Here is a 24,610-nt window from a genome sequence, read left to right as displayed (position 1 = left end):
TTCGCATATTGTATAACTGATTGATTGATAAGCATAAGGGACGTTTATTTATGATGCAAAGAACAGTTATATTGATAGCTGGTCCGACGGCAAGCGGGAAATCTGAACTTGCATTAAAAATGGCTCAAGAAAGAAATGCTGTCATTATTAACACTGATTCAATGCAAATTTATGATACGTTGAATATTTTAACTGCACGGCCAACGAAAGCTGAGACCATGATTGTTCCCCATTATCTTTATGGTTATGTGAGCCCTGCTTGTCACTACTCTGTGGGACAATGGTTGTGTGATGTTGGTAAGATTTTAAATGAACTTAAATCAAAAACGCTGATTTTTGTTGGTGGTACAGGGCTTTATTTTCGCGCGCTTTTAGGTGGAATTTCTGATATCCCTCATATTCCAGATGGTATTCGACAAAAATGGCGAAAACGACTTGATGAAGATGGAGCTGAGAGCCTTTATCATCGCTTATTGCAAGTTGATAGTGCTATTGCAGAAAAAATTTCTTCTCAAGATGGTCAACGGATTATTCGTGCCTTAGAAGTTTATGAAACGACAGGAAAAATGCTTAGTTGGTGGCAAAAACAAAAAACAACACCTGTAATTTTGCAAGATAATTTAGAAAAATTTCTTCTCATTCCGCCCCGTCAATTGCTTTATGAACGCATTAATAAACGGTTTGATTATATGATTGAAAAAGGAGTTTTAGAAGAAGTTATAACTATAAAAAATCTTATGCTTTCTCCTTTATTGCCGGCGATGAAAGCGATTGGTCTCTCTGAACTTTTTGCTTATATCGATAAACACAAAAGCTTTGAAGATGCTATTGAATCTGCAAAAATGCAAACGAGAAGATATGCAAAAAGACAAATGACATGGTTTCGGAATCAATTTGATGGAGAATGGAAACACATCTCTTCATGAAAGAATTGAAGAGAGTGTTATGGTAAAGAGTTATCAAAAGATAATTTTTGATTGACGAAAGAAAGAGATAATATTATCGCTCCTCTGCAATAACAGTTTTTTATAATATTGTCGTGCGGTGGGGAGTATAATCATACGATTTTGTACTCATGTGCTGTAGGCTTCTTTTTTAGAAGCCTTTTTTATTTTGCGATAAAGTAGGCGAGTAGAAAAAATGGAGAAACATTCAAAAATAAAAGAAAAGATGGACGGACAAGTAATGTCAGGAGCTGAGATGGTTGTTCAAGCTCTTATTGATCAGGAAGTTAAACATATTTTTGGTTATCCTGGAGGAGCTGTGCTCCCTATTTTTGATGCTATTTATCAACAAGATTCATTTCAACATATTTTGGTTCGTCATGAGCAAGCAGCAGGTCATGCCGCTGAGGGTTATGCTCGGAGTACTGGAAAAGTTGGCGTGATGCTTGTAACTTCTGGCCCTGGAGCAACCAATGCAGTTACACCTCTGCAAGATGCTTTTATGGATTCTATCCCTATTGTTTGTTTTTCTGGTCAAGTGCCTACAAGTGTGATGGGAACAAATGCTTTCCAAGAGGCAGATACTATTAATCTTACGAAATCTTGTACTAAACAAAATTGGCTTGTTAAAGATGTTAATGATCTTGCACAGGTTATTCATGAAGCATTTCATATTGCTCAATCCGGACGTCCAGGGCCAGTTTTAATTGATATTCCTAAAGATATTCAATTTATTTCAGGTGTTTATAGAGCGCCTTCCACGATGATCTCCAGTTCTCAACCACAATTGAAGGTTGATACGAAAAATATTGATTATGCTGTTTCTCTTTTAGCAGAAGCAAAAAAACCTGTTATTTATTCTGGTGGCGGTGTCATTTCATCAGGTTCTAAAGCGGTACAATTTTTACGAGAGCTCGTTCAATTAGGAAATTTTCCGATTACTTCAACATTAATGGGACTTGGTGCTTATCCTGCCTCTGGTAAAAATTGGCTTGGAATGCTTGGAATGCATGGGACATATGAGGCAAATATGACCATGCATGATTGTGATGTTATGTTGGCTGTTGGTACACGGTTTGATGATCGTGTTACTGGAAGACTTGATGCATTTGCCCCTCACGCACGTATTATTCATATTGATATTGATCCTTCTTCTATCAATAAGATCGTAAAAGCAGATGTTCCCATTATTGGAGATGTGGCTCATATTTTAGAAAATATGGTACAAGGTTTACGTGCTATGCAGCTGGCATTTGATAAAAAAAATTGTGATGAATGGTGGATGCAAATTAATCGTTGGAGAGCACGTAATTCGTTAGCATATATCAAGAAAAAAGAGACTATTATGCCACAATATGCGCTTGAACGTTTGCATACATTGAGCAAAAATATGAATACCTATATTACAACGGATGTTGGACAACATCAGATGTGGGCTGCACAATATTGCCATTTTAATGAACCAAAACGTTGGATGACATCTGGTGGTCTTGGAACAATGGGCTATGGTTTACCTTCTGCTCTTGGAGTTCAGATCGCTCATCCTAATGCGTTAGTTATATGTATTTCTGGTGATGCTTCAATTCAGATGAATATTCAAGAGCTTGCAACTGTCATGCAATATAAGACACCTGTAAAAATTTTTATTTTGAATAATCATTATATGGGGATGGTACGTCAATGGCAGCAATTACTCCATGGCAATCGTCTTTCTCATTCTTATACTGAATCGATACCTGACTTTGTTAAATTAGCAGAAGCATATGGGGCAGTTGGTATTCGTTGTTCAAGGCCAGACGAACTTGATGATAAAATTCAACAGATGATTGAATGTGATAAACCAGTTTTATTTGATTGTTGTATTGATAATTTAGTGAATTGTTTTCCAATGATCCCATCTGGGTGTGCACATAATGATATGTTGCTTTCTGATGAAGCTAACGATGAAGCTATTGCGAATGCTATTTCTGATGAAGGACAATTGCTTGTATAAGAATTTGAGAGTTCCAATAAAGAGGATTTAGCTGATAAGAGTTATGTTTACGTGATAAATTGATAGGTATTTGAGAGGATATAAATTTACGGAAAACAATAAATTCTTTTTAAAATCGGATAATTGATCTTTTTGTTTGAAATTATGAAAAAAATCAAAATTGTTCATACAGTGAATATTTTTTACTCCTTAATCGGTTTTTGTGAAATATATTAAACAGAGAATAATAGTTTATGAGCCGTAATTTTTAGAAATGGCGTGAAGAGATGCAGGGTATTTTTCGTAATAATTTTTGTTTTTTTGCACGATTTTTATTTTGGTGAATTATGCAATTTTCTCCAGAACAGGATAATGCATTAAAGGCTGTAGCTACATGGTTAAAAAAGGGGCACTCTCCTATTTTTCGTCTTTTTGGCTATGCTGGAACAGGAAAAACGACACTTGCCCGTTATTTTGCAGAAACAGTTGATGGTTCAGTTCAATTTGCTGCATTTACAGGGAAAGCAGCACAAGTCTTGCGCTCCAAAGGTGCGAGTAATGCTCGCACTATTCATTCTTTGATTTATTGTCCTCGTGGAGAGGAAGAAGTTTCTGATGAATTAACGGGAAAAACATCTATTGCACCAACGTTTGTGTTGAATAGACAAAGTTCAGTTTCACAAGCTAAACTTGTCATTATTGATGAATGTTCAATGGTAGATGAGCAATTAGGACGTGATTTGATGAGCTTTGGGACGCCTATTCTTGTTCTTGGCGACCCAGGACAATTACCTCCCGTATCAGGAGGTGGTTTTTTTTCTGAAAGTGCTCCTGATTTTCTTTTATCAGAAATTCATCGACAAGCACGGGATAATCCAATTATTCGTTTGGCTATGGATGTGCGTGAAGGACGTGATATTGCTTACGGAGATTATGGATTAGCTCGTGTTATTAAGCGAAAAGAAATTAATCAACAGTTTGTTCTTGATGCAGATCAGATTTTAGTCGGAATTAATCGAACGCGTCATCTTTATAATCGACGTTTGCGTGAGTTGAAGGGATTTACAACAGATTATCCACAAGCTGGAGATAAGCTTGTATGTTTGCGAAATGATCCTATAAAAAGTTTATTAAATGGTTCTTTATGGAAAGTTTTAACTGCACAGAAGGAAACTGTTAAGCCAGGTATCAATCTTCTTGTTAAACCAGAGGAAAGTGAGCGCGGTGTCACTAAAATTAAGCTTTTAAAAGCAGTCTTTGAGAATCCTGATAATCCTATTTCATGGCAATTAAAAAAACGATATGATGATTTTGATTATGGGTATGCATTAACAGTTCATAAAGCTCAAGGATCTCAATGGGATAATGTTGTTTTATTTGATGAGGGTTTTGCATTTCGTGATATGTATATACGTTGGCTTTATACGGGAATTACACGTGCAGCAGAACGTCTAACGATTGTTCGATAAAATGATGATTGTTGTTTGAATTTGCGCTGAGATTATATATTTTTTTATTTTTAAATATTTATGAAATGGAAATGGGGATGGCTATAAAGCTTTCAGTTAATCTTAATGCTGTTGCTGTTTTACGTAATCGACGGAATCTACCGTGGCCAAATGTAAAAAATATTGGACGAATAGCACTTGAAGCGGGTGCAAAAGGTTTGACGGTTCACCCAAGACCAGATGAAAGACACATTCGTTTTTCTGATTTGCCAGATATACGTTCTTTAATTAATAATTTTCCTTCTGCTGAGTTTAATATTGAAGGTTATCCCAGTGAAACATTTTTAAATTTTGCAGAAAAATATGCTGATCAGATTACTCTTGTGCCGGATGATCCTGATCAATCAACTTCTGATCATGGTTGGAATTTTTCTGATAATGCAGAGTTTTTAGCTCCTATCATTTGGCGTTTAAAAGAAAAAAAAATTCGTGTTTCGTTATTCGCTAATCCTGTTTTAGATGGTCTTGAGATTGCTAAAGAAATTGGTGCTGATCGTGTAGAATTTTATACTGGACCTTATGCTGCTGCATTTAAGGACAGAAAAAAGCAAGAACAGGAACTGCAGAAACTTGTTCTAGCAGCCACAAGCGCTCAAAAATTTCAGTTAGGAATTAATGCAGGACATGATTTGACAACAGTTAATCTTCCTGCACTGATTAAACGGATCCCTTGGTTGGATGAAGTTTCTATTGGTCATGGCCTGATTGCTGATGCACTAGAGTATGGTATGTACGAGACTGTTCAACGTTTTATCCGGTTATTGAAATAAATTTTCCTTATGTTGATTATTTTGAGATAAGTTTTCTTTCATTTTATGAGTTTGATTTATAGAGTAAATATAGCTCTTCATACCTTTGGAGTTCTAATTTTATTATTTTGTACTGATAAAATGGAGAGTTTTTCATGTAAATAAAATAACTGTGCTTGGCCTATAGTTTATTTCAAGTACTATGAATGAAAAGATTGTTCTTTAGTTTATTTAAGAACGATTTTTTATCTTAAAATGTGGCAAAGTGATCATTATTATTTTGTAACTTTTCTTGTTATCTATTTTTATTTACTTCATGATTAATGGTTATATAAAGTATAAATAATAATAATTTTGAAGGTATTAGAGACAAGAAAGGTAAAAGCTATAATATATTTTCCTGTAACAAGATTGTTTTTGTAATATGCTATTTGCTATTGAGTGGTAGCTAAAATTTATTTTTAGATTTGAATATAATTTTGAAAAATTATTCATGTTTTTAATTTAGTTATTTATGATACGCAAATTTTAAAAATATCCAGTTGCTGTGTTGTTATTAAGAGGCGGTTTGGTGTTCGTACTAGGCAAAGCGTCTAAGATTTTGCTGTTTTTGATCGGATAAAATATCTGAGTTTAAATTATATAGATATAAGGGAGTAGTTTTATGCGTATTTATTATGACCGTGATGCAAATATGAATTTAATTAAAGAAAAGAAAGTTGCTATTATTGGGTACGGTTCACAAGGACGCGCTCATGCTTTGAATTTAAGAGATTCTGGTGTAAAAAATGTGCAAATTGCTTTGCGTTCAGGCTCAGCTACAGCTAAAAAAGCTGAAACAGATGGTTTTGAAGTTGTAAGTGTTGCTGAAGCTGCAAAATGGGCAGATTTTATTATGATGGCAACACCTGATGAGTTGCAAGCTGATATTTATAAAGAACATATTCATGATTATTTACATGATGGAGCTACGATTGCATTTGCTCATGGTTTGAGTATTCATTTTGGTTTAATTGAGGCCAAAAAAACGTTTGATGTTGTGATGATTGCTCCAAAAGGTCCAGGTCATATAGTTCGTAATGAATATGAAAATGGTTGTGGTGTTCCTTGTTTAATGGCCATTGAACAGGATATTTCAGGAAATGCTCATGATATCGCTTTGTCTTACGCCTGTGCTATTGGTGGTGGGCGTGCGGGCGTGATTGAAACGACTTTTAGAGAAGAATGCGAAACTGATCTTTTTGGTGAGCAAGCTGTTCTTTGTGGTGGTCTCGTAGAGCTTATTCGTGCAGGTTATGAAACATTAACAGAAGCGGGTTACGCACCGGAAATGGCTTATTTTGAATGTTTGCATGAGGTTAAACTCGTTGTTGATCTTATGTATGAAGGCGGTATTTCGAATATGAACTATTCAATTTCAAATACAGCTGAGTGGGGTGAATATATGTCTGGCCCACGTGTGATTACTGATGCCACAAAAACAGAAATGAAGCGTATTTTGAAAGATATCCAGACGGGCAAATTTACATCTGGTTGGATGCAGGAATATAAATCTGGTGCAGCTCATTTTAAAGGTATGAGACGATTAAATGATCAGCATCCCATTGAAGAAGTTGGTGAAAGACTGCGTGCTATGATGCCTTGGATTAAGTCGAATGCTTTAGTCGATAAAAAACGGAATTAAATTTTATATTACAGAGAATTTTATGTATAAAAAAAGGGGTAATTTCAATTACCCCTTTTTCATATTCTTCATATGCAACAGTTTATGTTTTATCACTAGAAATATTTTGTTTTTTAGAGAGAAAATACATTACTCCTAAGAATATAAACCATAATGGAGCGTATTTTAAAGCAATAAAAGTATCAGGTTCTAGCGTTAATAAATATATAATGAAAGCAAAGAAAGCTAACATAATCCAGCACATGAAAACACCACCTGGCATTTTATAGATAGATGTCTCATGTTGTTCAGGGCGATTACGGCGATAAATAATATAACTAACGATAATCACTGACCATACAAACATAAATAAAATTGCAGAAATGGTCGTAACGATTGTAAAGGCACCTATAACGCTTGGAAATGACAATAGAATTATATAGCTTAATAAAACGCATGAACACGAAAAGAATAATGCGTTAGATGGGACGTTATTCTTGGAAAGCTTTCCTAAAAATTTAGGTGCTCCTTTTTTAGTTGCAAGACCATAAACCATGCGACTGGTAGAGAAAATGCCACTATTAGCAGAAGATGCAGCTGCTGTAAGAACAACAAAATTGATTAAACCAGCAGCTATTGGAATACCAGCAAGTCGAAACATTTGTACAAATGGGCTTTTATCTGGAACGACTTGATTCCAAGGTGTAACTGACATAATGACAAAAAGGGAGAAGATATAGAAGAACACAATGCGAAAAGGGATAGAGTTGATTGCTTTTGGTAAAACTTTCCCAGGATCTTGAATTTCAGCTGCGGTTGTTCCAGTAAGTTCAATTCCAACAAAAGAAAAAATGGCAATTTGAAATCCAGCAAAAAATCCCATAACTCCACGAGGAAAGATATTTCCATCATTCCATACGTTATTTACAGAAGCAACGGTGCCATTTGGAGAAATGAATCCAGTAAAAATCATATAAAATCCAACACAGATTAGCACCAAAATTGTGATAACTTTGATAAGGCTGAACCAAAATTCAAGTTCTCCAAATAATTTCACTGCAACAAGGTTAAATGTTAAAAAGACAAACATGCAGGCAAAAACAGGTATCCATGGATTAATTGCGGGCCACCAAAATTGTGTATAATTAATAATCGCAATAATGTCTGCAGCTCCCGTTACAATCCAACACAACCAATAACTCCAGCCGATAAAAAATCCGGCGCTTGGTCCTAAAAGATCTGTTGAGAAATCAATAAAGGATCGATATTGGATATTGGAAAGTAGCAGTTCTCCCATAGCGCGCATTACAAAATAGAGAACAAAACCAATAATAGCGTAAACTAATAAAATTGAAGGACCTGCAGCACTAATTGTTTTTCCTGATCCCATGAAGAGACCTGTTCCAATTGCACCACCAATGGCGATGAGTTGGACGTGGCGATTATTCAGGCCGCGTTGCAACTTTCTTTTACGATTTTTACCTAAATTTTGTTTTTCATCCATTTTTTAGGGGTTCCCTTTATCATTAATATTCAAATTAAAATTATACTAAAAAAGACATTTTTTATAAAAAAACCTAACCAGGGAAACATTATACACATGAGTTGTAAAGGAAAAAAACGTTATTAACTATGGAAGATAGCTTGTAAAAAAGAAAAATTGAGATGTTTTTTTTGAAATGATATGACAAAAAATATCAGTATTGTCATAGGTTTATAGAAAAACTACGGATTTCAGCATAATAGACTTAAAAAATGGAAAATTTTTTGCATTTTTTTACCATGTTTTAAGTCAAAAATGACACAGTGTTAATTTTTCTACTTTATTTTGATTCTTAATATTGCTGATAATGTTATATAAATTTTAAAATTATTCTTTATATATGTATCGGATAATAAAGTGTATATAAAGAGAATTTTTTACTAATTAAATTCAAAGAGATACTAGTTTATTAGTTTTAAATATTGATTTGATGATCAGTAATATCGCTATATACATGAATTTCTGTCAAATAAATAATCCATAAATTTTAAATGAATGGATAAAACTAATTATTGATGTGACAATATGGTTTGCAATTTTAATTTATGATAAAAATAAATCTGAAAAGTTTTTCTATAATACACTTTTAAAATACAGTAGGTATGCAAAATTATAGAACAGTAGTGATATCAAAACGACATACAGTGATGTTGAAGAGAAATTTGCAGTGGTGAAATACTGTAGTGAAATGTGTCGTTTTTTCAAAAAAAAATCAATATTTGATAAGTTAGAACATGTGGAAATCAAAAAAGACTTTTAAAGTTAGATTTTGATATTCAAGGGAGATGTTTATCATTGTAAAGCTAAAGAATTTTATTAATCATGCCAATAAAAAATAATTTTGATAGCATTTTAGATTTGGAAAATTTATACTAGCAATCCAATTTTAATGGTGGGTGATGAGGGGATCGAACCCACGACCCGCTGATTAAGAGTCAGCTGCTCTGCCAACTGAGCTAATCACCCGTGTTTTGTCTAAAAAGAGCGATTGGTTCTATAACGTTATTGAAGTGAGATGTCTAGATTATTTTGTTGTTTTTTGTATGAAGTACATTGAATTCTATTGTTCAATAGAATAAATGTTTCAAGTTAAAATATTATCGCCTCTTGATCTTATACAAAATTAGACCCATTATGAAGAGATCTATAAATGAATGTTTTGATTATTATACAGAACTATAGTCGGAGGATCATCGAGCGTAATGCCCGGGAACAATTTAGAAGAATCTTCTTTTCGCTTTAAGCGGTGTCAATCGCTATTTTCCTTTATAAATTTTATCAATATTCATACGAGTTTAAGCGGTATTATTCGGGTATTTGTTTTAAAGCGCTATTTGTGCTGAGTGTTGTTGACCAATTGTGTGAATAGAAACTTATGAATTTTTGTTTCATCAGCAATGTGCAGTTGAGTTTTTCAAGATATTCTTTGTAAAGGTGGGTTATAATAATGGAATGGATTGCTGATCCTTACGCGTGGTTTGGTTTGGTAACATTGATTTTTCTTGAAATTGTTTTGGGAATAGATAATCTTGTTTTTATTGCAATTTTAGCAGAAAAATTGCCGTTACATTTACGTGATCGTGCACGATTAATAGGTTTAAGTTTAGCATTGGTTATGCGGCTTTTCTTACTGACTGTTATTGGCTGGATCATGAATCTTGATAAGATTATTTTTTCCGTCGCATCTTTTGTATTTAGCTGGCACAATCTTATCTTAATAAGTGGTGGTGCTTTTTTGTTAGCAAAAGGAACTTTGGAGTTACATGAGAGACTTGAAGGGACAACGAATGAGAAAAAAACAGAGGGTATCTATGCTGTTTTTTGGCAAGTTATTATTCAAATTGTTGTGCTTGATGCAGTCTTTTCTCTTGATAGTATTATCACTGCGACAGGTATGATCACTAAAGATCAGGCTATTGTGATGTATATAGCTGTTATTATCGCTATGGGAGTGATGATGTGGGGATCTGGTATCCTTATGCAATTTATTTACCGCCATCCCACTATTGTAATTCTTTGTCTTGGTTTTTTAATGATGATTGGTTTTTCTCTTGTCGTTGAAGGATTTGGTTTCCACATTCCAAAAGGTTATCTATATGCGGCAATAGGTTTTTCAGTTCTTATTGAAGCCTTTAATCAAATTGGACGGCATAATCGTGAAAAAAGAATTACAACCAATGATCTCCGCGGACGGACTGCTGATGCTGTTTTAAGACTTTTAGGAGGTGGGAAAAAAGATGGAAATCTCGGTGAAACTGTAGATGTCATTGCAGAACAAGCAGCAGCTTCAGAGATTTTTCGTCCAGAAGAAAAAGAGATGATTCGTGGTGTTCTTGATTTAGCTGATCGCCCTGTGCGTTCTATTATGTCGCCGCGAAATGAGATTGAATGGTTAGATATCAATGGTGATGAAAATGAAATGCGTGAGGAACTGCAACGGGTTAAGCATAGTCGTTTAATTCTTGCGTATGAAAAAGTAGAGGAATTTGTTGGTGTTGCTTTAACAAAAGATCTTCTTTTAAATTTAGCAGAAGGAAAAAAGATCAATTGGAAAAAGGTTATGCGCGAACCTCTTGTGGTTCATGAAAATACAAGTGTTTTACGATTAATGGAGCAGTTACGGCATTCTTCGATCCAGCTTGCTATTATTGTTGATGAGCACGGCTCTTTTGAAGGTATTGCAACACCAACCGATATTCTTGAAGCGATAGCAGGCGATTTCTCTGATGGTGATGAAGAACCTGTTGTGGCAGAAAAGTTTGAAGATGGAAGTCTTCTTGTAGAAGGATATGCTGATATTCGTCGTTTAAGTGGTTATCTCGAGCGCGATTTGGTGGATGAGGCAGATCGTTATACTACACTTGCAGGGTTTATGCTATGGCATTTTGGTCATTTACCGAATGAAGGTGAAAGCTTTGAGGCTGAAGGTTTGTTTTTTAAAGTTATCGAAATGGATCGCAGGAATATATCGAAAATACTGATTTCATATGAAAAAAAATAATATTCAATATAAATAAAATTAAGAAAATTATATTTATCGTGTCATTATATAGATCACAGTGATTATTATTTTTCTTTGTATAAGCAATAATGAAGTCATGCTATTTTTGATTCACATGATTTTTGTTTTGTCCTTTTCTGTATTGTTGAATTTCGAAAATTGCTACAAAAAATAATGATAGGATAAATGGGATGATCAAATAAAGCATTCTAAATACAATAAGTGCGGCAATAACGTCAGCTGGATCTATAGTAGGCATCCCTGTTATGAATAAAGCTTCAAGAACTCCTACACCTCCTGCAGGAGCGTTTGAAAGAAGAGTTATGCTAAAAGATGCAAGAAAAACGCCAAGCACAGAAATAAAATAGATGTCATTACCATGAGGAAGTACTGCGTATATAATTCCCGCTGCACCTAAAATCTCTAATGGGCTAATTATAAGTTGTTGGATTACAATTTTCAATTTCGGATAAGAGAGTTTAAATTTTTTCCCTATAGATATCGGTTTTAATTGAAGCCAACTTCCAAAAATGTAAAGAGCTATGCAAGTAAGTAAAACTACACCAATTATTCTTCCCAACCATATGGGAAGATCAGAATAAACAAGAGTAATAATTTGGGGTTGTGCAATGAGAACAATACCAGAAAGTAAAACAATACCAATCGCAAAAGTAAAAGAGCAAAAACCTACTAATATAGCGATTTCTGACCCACTTAATCCTTTTACTTTATAAGCGCGATAGCGCACTACAGCACCAGAAAAAACAGAAGCGCCAATATTATGCGAAAGCGCATAAGTAGTAAATGAACATATGGTAATAAATATCCAAGAAATTTTGCGCCCAAGATGCTGCAAAGCAATTCGATCATATCCCGCAAGAGAAGCGTAAGCAATCAGTGAACAAAAACAAGCGAATAACCAATTATATATATTTAAGTCATTTAAACGATTCAGGACATCATTAAAAGAAATAGCAGACAATTTTATATAGAGAACACGTATTGATATAATCATCGCTATGATACCAATTAACGGCCATATAAAATTTTTGAATTTTATACTCTTATATCCACTTATTTTGCTCATTTGTATTTTCTGTCCCTATAATTTATGATTATTAGTTTCAGATCGTTGTCCTGTTATATGCTCAATAATACCTTTAGCAATTTCTTCATCTTCAATTACTACAATATTTGCACCTAAATCAATAAGATAGGATATTTCTGAATCAGATAAGGCGTAGGTTATTATCTGAATATCTTTTCTAATGTTTCGTATATTTGCTATGTATTGTCCTACTTCAATAGGACTCTGGGTTGCAATAATAATTTTGCAAGCATTTTTAATATTTGCAGCATTAATAATTTCTTCTTTAATAATATTGCCACAAACTGTTTCAATTCCGCTTGCAATCGCGGTATCAGCGAGACGTCTTGATTCTTCTACAACTAAGACGGAAATGTTTTCTCTCATTAAAGAGAGAGCAATACGTTTACCAATACGACTAAAACCAATAATAACAACGTGATCAATTTTTGATGTAACAGATAAAAGTTTATCGTCAAGATTTATAGAATCAATGTGAGTAATTGTTTTTGTATTTTGTGTGTTTTCTGAATAATTTTCTAGACGTTTTTTAATTCTATCAATAATGAGAAAAACAAGAGGGTTAAGTAATATAGAAAGAATAGCACCTCCAAGTATTAAATCGCGCGCATCATCATTTAAGAGTCTAAAATTTGAACCTAATCCCGCTAAGATAAAGGAAAATTCCCCGATTTGTGCAAGACTTGCTGAAATAGTAAAAGCTGTTCCGTTAGAATAACGAAAAGCTTTAATAATAAAAAAAGCAATAACAGATTTTCCAAGTATAATAATGGATAGGGTTGCTAGAAGAGGAGAAAAGTCAGTTATAATTTTTATTGGATCAAATAGCATTCCTACAGAAACAAAAAAGAGGACAGAAAACGCATCTCGTAAGGGAAGAGATTCTTCGGCTGCACGATGACTTAATTCTGATTCACTCATAACCATACCTGCAAAAAAAGCGCCAAGAGACAGTGAAACTCCAAATAAATGAGCAGCTCCAAACGCTACTCCTAGTGCAGTAGCAAAGACACTAAGACGAAATAATTCGCGAGATCCCGATTGAGCACTAATTTCGAGTAACCATGGAATAATACGTCGTCCAATGATGAGCATGAGAGTAATAAATACGATGACTTTAAAAATGGTAAAGCCAATTATATCCCAAATATTGAAACTCAACCATCGAATAAAATGATCTGTCGATGTATTTGTTGTATTATTTAAGATACTAGCCAATGCAGGCATGAGAACAAGTATAAGGATCATGGCTAAGTCTTCAATGATAAGCCAGCCGATAGCAATGCGTCCTATTTCTGTTTCAATCAGTCGTTGTTCTTGTAGAGTACGTAATAGAATTACTGTACTTGCTGTTGATAAGGCTAAACCAAATATTAAACTCGTACTAAAATTCCATTGCATGATCCAACCAAGAAATAGCCCCATAGAAGTAGCAAAGACCATTTGTGCAATAGCTGCAGGAATAGCAATCGTTTTAACTGATAAAAGATCTTTTAATGAAAAATGCAAACCTACACCAAACATCAGCAAAATAACACCAATTTCAGCAAGTTGTTTAATAAGGACAGAATCAACTCTAAATCCACCTGTATTCGGTCCTACAATAACTCCTGCTAAAAGATATCCCACCAAAGGTGGAATTCTGAGACGATTAGCAATCATTCCAAAAACAAACGCTAGACATAAGCCTGCAACAATCGTTGTAATAAGTGGTGTATCATGAAGCATAGTTGTTTATAGTTTTTGTAATAGATGATTTAAAATAATTTTCGTTTTTATCAGTGAGAAAAGTAGCACATCTTGTGAATTGATCTGCTACTTTTCAAATTATATTTTTGTTTTAGCCGTACTTTTGTGCGGTTTTACAGTTTTTACATTTGCATCATTCCGCTTATTCCACCAATCTCCTAATAATAATAAAATAGGAGCTGCAATGAAAATCGAAGATGATGTCGCGATAATAATTCCAATCACCATAGGAAGTGCGAAATTATGAACAGCACTTCCGCCCCATAGTGCCATGGGCAACATTGCTAACACTGTTGTAGTCGATGTAAAAAGACAGCGTACAAGAACCTGATTAATTGATAAATCAATCAATTCGCGCAGTGGCATCTTTTTATAAAGACGCATATTTTCACGCATTCGATCATAAACAACAACTTTATCATTGATGGAATAACCAACAATGGTTAACAGTGCTGCAATGGCCGTTAAATTGAAGTCAAACTGAAATAAAGCAAAAAGACCAACCATTTTTGTCGTATCAAGAATGAGTGTAACAATTGCTCCAACGGCAAAAAACCATTCAAATCGCCACCAAATGTAAAGTGACATAGAGATAGCTGCTAAAATAACGGCAATGAAACCTGCTGTAGCAAGTTCACCTGAAATTTTAGGGCCAACAACTTCTATTTGATCGAAGACGACATCTTCGTAAATACTTTGTACAGCCACTTTAACTTTATCGATAGCAATAGTTTGTTGTATTTCACCACCACTTTGTTGTTGTATACGAATGAGAATTGTATTTTCATTGTCAATATTTTGTAGTGTAATTTCACCAATATCCAAAGTGGAAAGTTTTGAACGTAAAGTTGCTAAATTTTCAGTTTTTTTTGTTGTAATACTTATTTGACTTCCACCGACAAAATCAATTCCATAATTTAAACCAGGTTTAAAAAATAGAAAAATTGATGCAAGAGATAAGATAATTGAAACGCCAATACCAATAAAACGAGCGTTCATAAAATGAAAAGTTGTATTTTGAGAAATAACGCTGAACAAAGATTGAATATTAAGAGTTTTTATTTTCCATTTACGGACAACCCAAATCATCATGATGCGTACTATGGTGATATTGGTAAACATAGAAATAATGATGCCGAGTGACATTGTGACAGCAAAACCGCGAACAGGACCAGTGCCAAACCAAAAAAGTAAAATAGTCGCGATGATAGCAGTAACATTAGCATCAACAATTGTTGCAAACGCTTGTTGAAAGCCTCGATCTAAAGCAGCAAAAGCACTAACGCCTTTTCGGCTTTCTTCACGGATTCGTTCATTAATTAAAATATTAGCATCAACAGCAATACCAATACCTAAAATAATACCGGCAATTCCAGGTAGTGTGAGTGTCGCTCCGAGAAGACTCAGTGCAGCAAAGGTCAAAATAGTATGAAGAGCTAGTGCTATATTGGCAATAATACCCCAAACCCCATAGAGAAGAAGAATGAACATTGCAACAAGAGCAAAGCCTATAATACCCGTATAGAGCCCCATTTTAATAGCATCTGCACCAAGGTTTGGTCCTACAGTTCTTTCTTCAATAACAGTTAAAGGTGCGGGGAGGGATCCAGCTCGAAGTAATGCCGCAAGCGTTGATGCTTCTTTGGGAGTAAAGTCTCCGGTTATTTGACCTTGTCCGTTAGGAATAACACCATTAATAATAGGAGCTGTTAAGACTTTGTTATCAAGAACAATTGCAAAAGGATGATTGATATTTTTACGGGTTATTTCTGCGAATATTTTTGATCCAATAGAATTCATTGTAAATGAAATAATAGAACGTCCTGGTATTTGCGGATCAAATCCTGCTCGTGCATCATTAAGAACGTTTCCATCTAAAGCAATTTGATCATAGATAGCATAGAGTTGTTTTTCATTGTTATATCCTGGAAGAACTGAAATACCTGGAGGAGGATTATTGATATCAACATTGAAGGGAACAAGATGAAAAGACATTTTTGCTGTCGTTCCTAAAAGATCACGTAACTGCTTTGGATCTTGTAATCCAGGTAACTGAACCATAATACGATCAGTTCCTATTTTTTGAATAGCAGGCTCACTCACACCAATTTGGTCAATTCGTCGACGAATAATTTCTAAGCTTTGTTCTACAGCGTAGTTGATACGATTTTTAATATTTGCTTCCGTCAATGTAACGTGGATAACTTCATCTTGAACGCTGATACTAAGATCATTAGATATTGTACCAAAACTACTTTGTATTGGTGTAATCAATGTTTCTAAAGCAGTAATGGCTTGTTTATTTTGTGTGGGATCGGAAAGAATGATCATCACACTATCTTCGATAGTGCGGATGTTTGATGGTTTGATTTTATTTTCACGTAGTTTTTTACGCACTTCATCTAAAATTGTGTGTAATTGATCGCGTTTTAATGTTTTAGTATCTACTTCTAACAAAAGAGAAGATCCTCCTTGAAGATCTAGTCCAAGCGTTACGTGAGTATTTGGTAGGAATTTTGAATTTTCGATTTGTTCTTGTGAGAATAGGTTTGGTAAGGCAATGTAAACGCTACCTAAAAGAATAAGACAATAAAAAATAGTTAACCAGACAGGTGTACGCATAATAAATTCCGGTGATAATTATTTAACGGTTGTTTTGGTCGAGAGCAAAAATAAAATAGAACAATACTTTTTCAGATCAAGTAAAAGGAGGAGCGCGTTGATATGAAAAATATTGTGTATGAAACTGATGAGATTGTTTATCGGTAATTATAGTGAGATTTGAAAATACATTTAATAGGAATATATTTTCAAAAATGGTAAAAAGTGGGATCAAAGTTTTATGAAGTGTTATAAATTGTTTGTTTGCAAACGTTGCAATATTTAATCCATTATATTTATTTTTGGAATGAAGCGTATTGATGTTAAGTGTGTTTATAGCATGTTGTTGATCAATTAAGTGAGTACACACACTTAATTCATTCGTTAACCACATGCTAAAACTAGATAAAAAAAGCCAAGTCGTCAAAGAAAGAAAACTTTCTTTTTTGCAATGTAAATGCAAAAAAAACATATTGGTGCACTTTCTTTAAATTTATGAATCTTTAAATTACTTCATTCTTTTCTTTATCAGTATTATGAGATGAGAAAAAGCTTTTATAGTTAAATTCTATAAAAAGTTGGAAACATTTTTCTTCCGCCATATTTAAAACAAGATATTTTGAGCACTCATTTTCTTTTAAGTAAAGCTATGAATTCATTTTTAAAAAAAACAATACAGATTTTTTTCTTGAGTTGTATAGTTGGCAATGTTTTCAGTTCTTTTGCAGGGATAGTTCTTGCATCAGAGCCCGCGGTGGTTGAGCAATCAGAAACTGCACATTCAATCGTAGACATTATTCAGCAACAGCAATTAATTATTGAAAAGCTTAAAAATGATGTCAAAGCTTTACAACAAAATTTTGAACAAGAAACAGAAGATGAACGCATTTTAATAGAACGACGTTTGCAAGCGCAGAATATTAATAAACGCGCTTTAGAATCAGCATTTGTTTTGAGAGATCCTCTTAATGAGATCAATATACTGCTTAACCAATTGGATGGGATAAGCAATAATAAAGAAGATTTAGAAAGCAAGAATCAAGAACGTGATAATCTGTTAGAACAAAAAGTTAAGATTAATCATATCGTACGTCAATTTGAAGAAATATTCTTAGCTACCAATAAAATGGTAGAGCGAGCTATTTCCCAGTCTAGAGAACTTTTTACACGTACACTTACACATAGATTGGAACTTTCAATTCCAATGATAAAAAATATTATCGAGAAAATTAAAGAAGCTTCAATAGATTTTGTTTCATTATTTGACTCTTGGTGGAAAATTGTAAGTTATTTCAAACCATTGCAATTATTTCTTGCTTTTTTTATTCCACTTTTTTCTGCTTTAGGTCTCTCTTATTTTTCACACAAAGCTATTCAACATGTGTATATCCGTATTGTAAAAAATGATGATGAAGTTCCTTATTTGCAACGCTTGTTGGTCGCATTTATTTCAATTTTGTTCCCTGCTCTTGTTTGTGTTTTTTGTGTTTATTTCACGTTTTTTTTGTTGAGCAATTTTGATTTAAAGTTAGAGAAACTTTCAGAGGTATTTTATACAATTGGACGTCAAATCGTTTTTGTATTTTTAGTAAGCCGTATATTGGTTGTACTTTTATCACCTAAGAGGACGCATATGCGTCTTGTTAATATTGCGCCCTTGACAGCTTATCAGCTCATAATTTTTTTAACGTTGTTAGCAAGTATTCTAGCATTTGATGCTATTTTTGATAGTGTTTATCAAGCTGTTTTAGCGTCTCTTACTCTAACCATTGCAAAAAGTTTTATTGCTGTTTTCCTTGTAGGAATTCTTTTATTAATCATTTCATTTATGCCTTTACGATTTAGGCGTGCGCATTTTCAAAATGAAATAGAAAAATCGTTCCCTTGGCCATTTTATATACGTATTCCCCTTATTGGGTTTGGGCTATTGCTGCTTGGAACGGATTTCTTAGGCTATGTTGGTTTAGCGCGTTTTATTATGCAGCTGATTATAGTGAGTGGTGCGTTTTTGGTTTTGATGTATTTAGGGATACAAAGTGCTCGTGCTATTGCATCTGAAGGTGTATTTATGAAAACGAGTATTGGTCGTGTTCTAATGAGATGGTTTCATTTAGAAGAAAAAACCATGAATCAATTAGGAATTGTGTGTGGTATCCTTCTCAATTTTGTTGTTATTACATTATGTGCAATGCCAATTATTACGCAATTTGGGTTTTCGTATTCTGATGTGATGGTTGCACTTTGGCAATTGATGACAGGTTTTCAAATTGGACAGATGTCTATTTCTTTGATCTCCATTATTATTGGAATAATTGTTTTTTTTATAGCACTGTTTTTTATCCGTTTTTTTGTTCGTTGGCTAGATAGCTCGGTGATGGTCAATGGAGGATTCGATTCTGGTGTGCGAAACTCTATCAAAACAGTTATCAATTATGGAGGCATTGCTGTATCATCTTTGATAGGAATATCAATAGCGGGTTTTGATCTTAAAGGTTTTGCACTTATTGCAGGAGGCCTTTCTCTTGGTATAGGTTTTGGCTTACAGAATATTGTTCAGAATTTTGTATCTGGACTTATTATTTTGATTGGGCGGCCGTTTAAATTGGGTGATTATATAGAATCTGGGTCAGTTAGTGGTATTGTGAAACGTATCAGTGTACGGGCTACAGAGCTTGAGACATTTCAGCGTAAGACAATTGTTATCCCTAATTCAAATCTTATTAATAATAATGTGAGCAATTGGACACGTCGTAATAAAATGGGGCGAGTAGATATTCCTTTGACTGTTTCAACGAGTATATCTCCAGAACGTGTTGTTGAAATTTTATTGCAGATCGCTTCTGTTCCTGAAGGAGTTTTAAAAAATCCTGCACCACAAGTGAACTTCACAGCATTTGATAGCAAGCATTTTTCATTTACTTTATCTATTTACGTGCCCAATATTACTTCTACGTCTGAGATCACTAATGTGCTTCGTTTTATGCTTTATGAGCGTTTTGTGAAAGAAGGAATTTTGGAATGATAAAATATCTTTATATTTTGATTGTATTTACGCTGCTAAATATTTGTATAACAAAAGTTTTTGCAGCAACAATAAAAAATAACGATTCAAAAATACAGTCTCTTGTTATTGCAGAAGGAAGCACGCTTTCGAATATTTCATTAAACGCTAATCAGACAATCACTGTTTGTATAAAGGGTTGTTTTATTACTTTTCCTAATAAAGATCGCTTTGTAATAAAATCAGAAGATACTATAGAAATCAATGAAGGAAGAGCATTTTTCAAATGAAGTCATTTGAGATTTTCATTACACGATTAAAAAAGCATAATTATTAGTGTCTGAACCAAAATTAATTGCTCATAAGTTTAGCTATCACATAGTGTAGGTAATTTCTCTAAGAATGAAGAAAAAGATGAATAATATCATCACTATGTGGTATCTATAATAAATGCCGCTTTAGGTTTAAAAACTGCAACAGATTTTTCATTATATACAAAATTTATATTATTTAACTCAATAGTTCAAAAATATTTTATGCCGTTATTGCAGAATATGCTTCATTTATTAGTGGTGAGAATTTTTATTAAATTTATTATTAAAAAAGTAAAAATTGTTAAATGTTATCAAATTGAAAAAAATAAGAATTTTGGTTTGTTTATGTTCCAAATATTTCATGAAAGATCTAGGCATTGAAATGAGCACAAACCGCGAAAATGATCATCAGAGTTAATGGTACGCTATGAATGAAAATTAATCTTTGAAAAAGATAATGCTTACTGTTCCCAATCTCTTTATATATTTACTGCAAGAAATGTTAAAGTGTTGGATGAAGTTTAGTTTTTTCTTATTTGAAACATTATTTTATTGACTGTGTTGTTTTTGTTACAGATTTTTTAATTTAGATATGCAATTATAGAAATATTATAGTATCATAAATATCAAATGGGGAGGTAATTTATGAATACAAAATATTTTCCGTTAGGGGCTATTTTTTCTTTTATATTTGTTTCTGTAGCGCATGCTTCAGATGGTGTCGTTCATAGTGTGGTTCACCGTGAACCTATTCCAGTCGCTGCAGCACCTGCTTCGTTCTCTTGGACGGGATTTTATGTTGGTGCTCAGATTGGAGGTTCGTCAGGTAAAAGCACCATCAATAATTTTGAGAGTAATAAAAAAAATAGTAAAAAAAAATATGAAAAAAATGATTCAAAAGAAATTTTACATCCTAAACTTTCAGGTTTTTTGAAAGGTGGGTATGCAGGTTCTAATATTGATTTAGCTGATGGCTTTATTGTGGGTGTTGATACGGATTTTATGTGGTCTGGAAGTAAAGATACAAAGATTAATGATTGTAGTGAATTTCACGGTCCAGAGCCTTTACTTACAGCAGGAGATTTCTCTAAAAAAGAGGTACAGTATTATACACAAACTGTAAAACATACCTTAAAACAAAAATGGGTTGGAGCTACTCGGTTGCGTATAGGGTTTGCTACTGACCGTGTTATGCCTTATTTTGCAGGTGGAGTTGCGTATACGCAGCTTCGGCATATAATTTCAACTTCGGTTAATGAAAAGGAAGGACCTCTAATAAGTAATACAGATTCATCAAATGATAAAAAAGTTATGGTTGGTTATACTGTTGGTGCTGGCGCAGATTTTGCGATGACTGACAATGTAGTTTTGCGGGCGGAATATCGTTACTCAGATTTTGGGAAGAAAAAATTCTCTGATGATAAAGTTGAAGTTGCTTATAAGACGAATGATTTTCGCGTGGGAGTAGCTTATAAATTTTAATTTTTCAATTAACAGTTATTAAGGCTCTATCATTTTTTAGATAGAGCTTTTTCTTGTTGTAAATTTTTACTCAAAATTAATGTTCGGTGAAATAAATATCCAAGTGATGTTTTTTATTTCAGTTATAACTTTAAAAAAATCTTTTAATATATTTTATATATTAATTTTTTTAAGAATTTTTGTAATAATGTTTGTTGTTTTGATGCAAAATTGTTCAAATAAATAATACAATCTAATGTACAGTGTGAAGCTAATGTACAGTGTGAAGTTTCATTTATCTTACCGTTGATATGCTTGCATTTAAAAATTATTTTTTGAATACATTGATAATTTTTTATTCTTAATCTTGTGTAACTATTTGAAATATTGTCTTTTTTAAAGAAGCACTATTTTAGTGGATTGTTATGATTTAGGTAAAATCAGCATACTCGTTTAAATAGATGAAGTAGAATCACACGAACTTCTTATATGGTTTTAGTGAAAGCTGAAGACCTTCCATTTTATAAAAAACGTAATTTTTATTTTTAAAATAGGAAAAGTGTTTTTATAATATTTATATATATTTCAAAGTTTTAAGCTTTTTAATTATTGAAGTTTTATGAATTTGTGAACTTATTGAATATAAAAGTTAAACTTAGACAACCTATACATGTTTAAACTTTTTCTCATTTCTCTGGATTGCATGTTATATTTATAATCGTATTTGTGTTTGAGACCCACCAACGATTGATGGATTATTTAGAAAATCACTGAGTCTTACTACAAAATTAAGAAAAAACTTGAATCTCAATATCTTAAAAAGAGATTTTAACCATTAAGGAAAAAATGGTGCGGACGGCGGGACTTGAACCCGCAAGGCCTTTAGGGCCGGCAGATTTTAAGTCTGCTATGTTTACCGATTTCATCACGTCCGCAATGATTGCCTCTTCATAAGCTATATCTTTTCTTGAATCAAGAATTAATAATGAAGGAAAACTTCTTTTATTTTTTAAAAATTGACTGACAATTATTGTTTTTAAAGATAGAAGAAATTTTAGAAGATTAATAAAATAGAAAATATAGATGCTATGGGTAATTTTGTTCAAGATGTAGCCAAAGTTATGAAGGTTTTTCATAATGTTTTTGCTGAAACTCCTCTTCAACGAAATGATTTTCTTAGTCAGAAATATGATGCAGAAATTTATTTGAAACGTGAAGATCTAACACCTATACGATCCTATAAAATTCGTGGTGCATTTAATTTTGTATCAGAACTATTTGATAAAATATCGAAAGATACAGTATTTGTTTGTGCATCAGCAGGTAATCATGCTCAAGGAGTCGCATTTGCTTGTCGCCATTTTAAGCGCAAAGGAGTTGTTTTTATGCCCATAACAACACCTCAGCAGAAAATTGATAAAACGCGTATTTTTGGTGAGGAGTTTGTTGAAATTCGTTTAATTGGTAACACGTTTGATGAATGCTATGCGGCTGCGCAATCTTTTGTTGCTAACGAGGGAGGGGTTATGGCGCCACCTTTTGATGATATTCATGTGATTACAGGGCAGGCGACAGTTTTGTATGAGATTACTTTACAGTGGAAAAGACTTAATGGAGACAATGAACCCGATTTAATTATTGTTCCTGTTGGTGGAGGTGGTTTGGCCAGTGGTGTCAGCAATTTTTTACAAGAACATCATTGGAAAACAGAATTACTTTTTGCTGAACCGCAAGGGGCAGCAAGCTTTCTTGCTTCTTTGAATAGTAAAAGACGTATTAAGCTTGATTGTATTGATACGTTTGTTGATGGTGCAGCTGTAGCAGAGATTGGTGCGTTAAATTATACAATGTTGAAGGAATTTTCGCCAGATTCTGTTATTACGGTTCCTGAAAATAGATTGTGTTCTACAATGATTGAAATGCTTAATCTTGAAGGTATAGTTTTAGAGCCAGCTGGTGCCTTATCCATTGATGCTCTTAAAAGTATGTCTCATCAAAGATTGAAAGGAAAAAAAATTGTTTTAATTGTTTCAGGTGGAAATTTTGATTTTGAACGTTTGCCAGATATCAAAGAGCGTTCTTTGCGATGTCAGGGGTTAAAAAAATATTTCATTTTTAGTTTTCCTCAACAACCTGGAGCGTTGCGTAATTTTCTTAAGCAATTATCTCCGGATGATGACATTGTACGTTTTGAATATTTAAAAAAATCATCTAGAAGTTTTGGATCTGTATTGATTGCAATTGAAACAACAAAACATGATAATTTTTGCGTGTTAGAAGAAAAATTTAAAATGCTGGACTGGCCTTATCGTGATATTACCAATGATCAAACATTATTTGATTTTGTTGTTTGAGAATTTAAGCTTTTTACTGAAAGAAGAGATATAATGGTGAAATCTATTTTTTACTTTTTAGTGAGCATATTCTTATTTTTAGGAATAAGTGGACAAAGTCGCGCTGATGAAGCAACCGTTATACAAAAAACCGAGCTTTCAAGTTTAGTAAATGATATCAATATTGCTATCAAAAAGGGTGATGTTGCTATAATTGCTACTAAAATGCCAGATCGTCTTTATAAGGAAATGGCACGTCGATTAGATACAACAGAAGCTAATTTGCGCACGAGTTTTCTTAAAAAACTGTATACTCAATTCGAAAATATTTCTGCTGGTTCTTATCATTTAGATGAAAAGAAAATAGCATATCGGAAAACAGATAAAGGCGCTTTATACGCTTTGATTCCAACGGTATTTGAAACGAAGAATCGTATTATTCAGTATAATACATTGGCAATTGTTGATAATGCTCAGTGGTATTTAATTTATGGAGGACGAAAAACTATAGAAAATTCAGTTTTTCTTGAGATTTATCCTGCTTTAAGTGGAATAAATTTGCCACAAGAAAAAATAATAGAGAAATAAAAATGGTTTTTTATAATAAATATCTCTTGCAGGAATGTCTTTTTTTTGTTTTTATCCGCTTACGAATAAAATAAG

At 33.3% G+C, this 24,610-nt stretch carries 15 protein-coding genes and 2 tRNA genes; 11 read left to right on the top strand and 6 right to left on the bottom strand.

The window, feature by feature from the left end; genetic code table 11:
• The first annotated feature begins 50 nt into the window (after nt 1-50).
• From miaA to ilvC, 5 genes are all read left to right on the top strand, one after another.
• Nucleotides 51-926 carry a tRNA (adenosine(37)-N6)-dimethylallyltransferase MiaA gene (gene miaA / locus NPY00_RS04165; RefSeq protein ID WP_269020818.1) on the top strand — a complete coding sequence of 292 codons (876 nt, stop codon included), beginning with the start codon at nt 51-53 and terminating at the stop codon, nt 924-926.
• A 214-nt stretch (nt 927-1,140) separates the two neighbouring features.
• Nucleotides 1,141-2,937 carry an acetolactate synthase 3 large subunit gene (locus NPY00_RS04160; protein WP_269020817.1) on the top strand — a complete coding sequence of 599 codons (1,797 nt, stop codon included), beginning with the start codon at nt 1,141-1,143 and terminating at the stop codon, nt 2,935-2,937.
• A 326-nt stretch (nt 2,938-3,263) separates the two neighbouring features.
• The gene (locus NPY00_RS04155; protein ID WP_269020816.1) at nt 3,264-4,385 is read left to right on the top strand and encodes an ATP-dependent DNA helicase; all 1,122 of its coding nucleotides are present in this window, start codon (nt 3,264-3,266) and stop codon (nt 4,383-4,385) included.
• A 77-nt stretch (nt 4,386-4,462) separates the two neighbouring features.
• Nucleotides 4,463-5,194 carry a pyridoxine 5'-phosphate synthase gene (locus NPY00_RS04150; RefSeq protein ID WP_269020815.1) on the top strand — a complete coding sequence of 244 codons (732 nt, stop codon included), beginning with the start codon at nt 4,463-4,465 and terminating at the stop codon, nt 5,192-5,194.
• A 643-nt stretch (nt 5,195-5,837) separates the two neighbouring features.
• A complete protein-coding gene (ilvC, locus tag NPY00_RS04145; RefSeq protein WP_269020814.1) occupies nt 5,838-6,857 on the top strand; it encodes a ketol-acid reductoisomerase in 1,020 nt (339 codons plus the stop codon).
• A gap of 82 nt (nt 6,858-6,939) precedes the next feature.
• Here the strand turns inward: ilvC and cycA are convergent, their stop codons facing one another.
• A complete protein-coding gene (cycA, locus tag NPY00_RS04140; protein WP_269020813.1) occupies nt 6,940-8,340 on the bottom strand; it encodes a D-serine/D-alanine/glycine transporter in 1,401 nt (466 codons plus the stop codon).
• Nucleotides 8,341-9,269: 929 nt separating this feature from the next.
• A tRNA-Lys gene (locus NPY00_RS04135) sits at nt 9,270-9,345 on the bottom strand.
• Nucleotides 9,346-9,826: 481 nt separating this feature from the next.
• On the opposite strand from NPY00_RS04135, the gene NPY00_RS04130 reads away from it, so the two are divergent.
• On the top strand, nt 9,827-11,380 hold the full coding sequence (locus NPY00_RS04130) for a TerC family protein (RefSeq protein WP_269020812.1): 1,554 nt from the start codon (nt 9,827-9,829) through the stop codon (nt 11,378-11,380).
• 100 nt (nt 11,381-11,480) lie between these two features.
• On the opposite strand, the gene NPY00_RS04125 is transcribed toward NPY00_RS04130, so the two are convergent.
• From NPY00_RS04125 to secD, 3 genes are all read right to left on the bottom strand, one after another.
• The gene (locus NPY00_RS04125; RefSeq protein WP_269020936.1) at nt 11,481-12,440 is read right to left on the bottom strand and encodes a lysylphosphatidylglycerol synthase transmembrane domain-containing protein; all 960 of its coding nucleotides are present in this window, start codon (nt 12,438-12,440) and stop codon (nt 11,481-11,483) included.
• A 42-nt stretch (nt 12,441-12,482) separates the two neighbouring features.
• A complete protein-coding gene (ybaL, locus tag NPY00_RS04120) occupies nt 12,483-14,216 on the bottom strand; it encodes a YbaL family putative K(+) efflux transporter (RefSeq protein ID WP_269020811.1) in 1,734 nt (577 codons plus the stop codon).
• A gap of 99 nt (nt 14,217-14,315) precedes the next feature.
• On the bottom strand, nt 14,316-16,859 hold the full coding sequence (secD, locus tag NPY00_RS04115) for a protein translocase subunit SecD (protein ID WP_269020810.1): 2,544 nt from the start codon (nt 16,857-16,859) through the stop codon (nt 14,316-14,318).
• Nucleotides 16,860-17,487: 628 nt separating this feature from the next.
• On the opposite strand from secD, the gene NPY00_RS04110 reads away from it, so the two are divergent.
• From NPY00_RS04110 to NPY00_RS04100, 3 genes are all read left to right on the top strand, one after another.
• Nucleotides 17,488-19,860 (top strand): mechanosensitive ion channel family protein, encoded by a 2,373-nt coding sequence (locus tag NPY00_RS04110; protein WP_269020809.1) that lies wholly within the window; start codon nt 17,488-17,490, stop codon nt 19,858-19,860.
• Nucleotides 19,857-20,129: a hypothetical protein gene (locus tag NPY00_RS04105; protein ID WP_269020808.1), complete on the top strand. Its 273-nt coding sequence runs from the start codon at nt 19,857-19,859 to the stop codon at nt 20,127-20,129. The genes NPY00_RS04110 and NPY00_RS04105 overlap by 4 nt, the downstream gene beginning before the upstream one ends.
• 669 nt (nt 20,130-20,798) lie before the next feature.
• Nucleotides 20,799-21,635, top strand: coding sequence for an outer membrane protein (locus NPY00_RS04100; protein WP_269020807.1), 837 nt, complete (start codon nt 20,799-20,801; stop codon nt 21,633-21,635).
• A gap of 826 nt (nt 21,636-22,461) precedes the next feature.
• Here the strand turns inward: NPY00_RS04100 and NPY00_RS04095 are convergent.
• Nucleotides 22,462-22,549, bottom strand: a tRNA-Leu gene (locus NPY00_RS04095).
• Nucleotides 22,550-22,702: 153 nt separating this feature from the next.
• Here NPY00_RS04095 and ilvA point away from each other — a divergent pair.
• A complete protein-coding gene (gene ilvA / locus NPY00_RS04090) occupies nt 22,703-23,968 on the top strand; it encodes a threonine ammonia-lyase IlvA (protein WP_269020806.1) in 1,266 nt (421 codons plus the stop codon).
• 36 nt (nt 23,969-24,004) lie between these two features.
• Entirely contained in the window at nt 24,005-24,535 is a 531-nt protein-coding gene (locus tag NPY00_RS04085) for a hypothetical protein (protein ID WP_269020935.1), read from the top strand.
• Nucleotides 24,536-24,610 lie beyond the last annotated feature (75 nt).

Source organism: Bartonella sp. F02 (assembly GCF_026929975.1).
Lineage (GTDB): Bacteria > Pseudomonadota > Alphaproteobacteria > Rhizobiales > Rhizobiaceae > Bartonella.
Note: the sequence above shows the minus strand (reverse complement) of the source record. Positions and strands in the feature narration are given on the sequence as shown.

Bases quoted from the DNA above. Each gene is read 5' to 3' on its own strand.
- miaA (WP_269020818.1), top strand. From the start codon at position 51: ATGATGCAAAGAACAGTTATATTGATAGCTGGTCCGACGGCAAGCGGG.
- NPY00_RS04160 (WP_269020817.1), top strand. From the start codon at position 1,141: ATGGAGAAACATTCAAAAATAAAAGAAAAGATGGACGGACAAGTAATG.
- NPY00_RS04155 (WP_269020816.1), top strand. From the start codon at position 3,264: ATGCAATTTTCTCCAGAACAGGATAATGCATTAAAGGCTGTAGCTACA.
- NPY00_RS04150 (WP_269020815.1), top strand. From the start codon at position 4,463: ATGGCTATAAAGCTTTCAGTTAATCTTAATGCTGTTGCTGTTTTACGT.
- ilvC (WP_269020814.1), top strand. From the start codon at position 5,838: ATGCGTATTTATTATGACCGTGATGCAAATATGAATTTAATTAAAGAA.
- cycA (WP_269020813.1), bottom strand. From the start codon at position 8,340: ATGGATGAAAAACAAAATTTAGGTAAAAATCGTAAAAGAAAGTTGCAA.
- NPY00_RS04130 (WP_269020812.1), top strand. From the start codon at position 9,827: ATGGAATGGATTGCTGATCCTTACGCGTGGTTTGGTTTGGTAACATTG.
- ybaL (WP_269020811.1), bottom strand. From the start codon at position 14,216: ATGCTTCATGATACACCACTTATTACAACGATTGTTGCAGGCTTATGT.
- secD (WP_269020810.1), bottom strand. From the start codon at position 16,859: ATGCGTACACCTGTCTGGTTAACTATTTTTTATTGTCTTATTCTTTTA.
- NPY00_RS04110 (WP_269020809.1), top strand. From the start codon at position 17,488: ATGAATTCATTTTTAAAAAAAACAATACAGATTTTTTTCTTGAGTTGT.
- NPY00_RS04105 (WP_269020808.1), top strand. From the start codon at position 19,857: ATGATAAAATATCTTTATATTTTGATTGTATTTACGCTGCTAAATATT.
- NPY00_RS04100 (WP_269020807.1), top strand. From the start codon at position 20,799: ATGAATACAAAATATTTTCCGTTAGGGGCTATTTTTTCTTTTATATTT.
- ilvA (WP_269020806.1), top strand. From the start codon at position 22,703: ATGGGTAATTTTGTTCAAGATGTAGCCAAAGTTATGAAGGTTTTTCAT.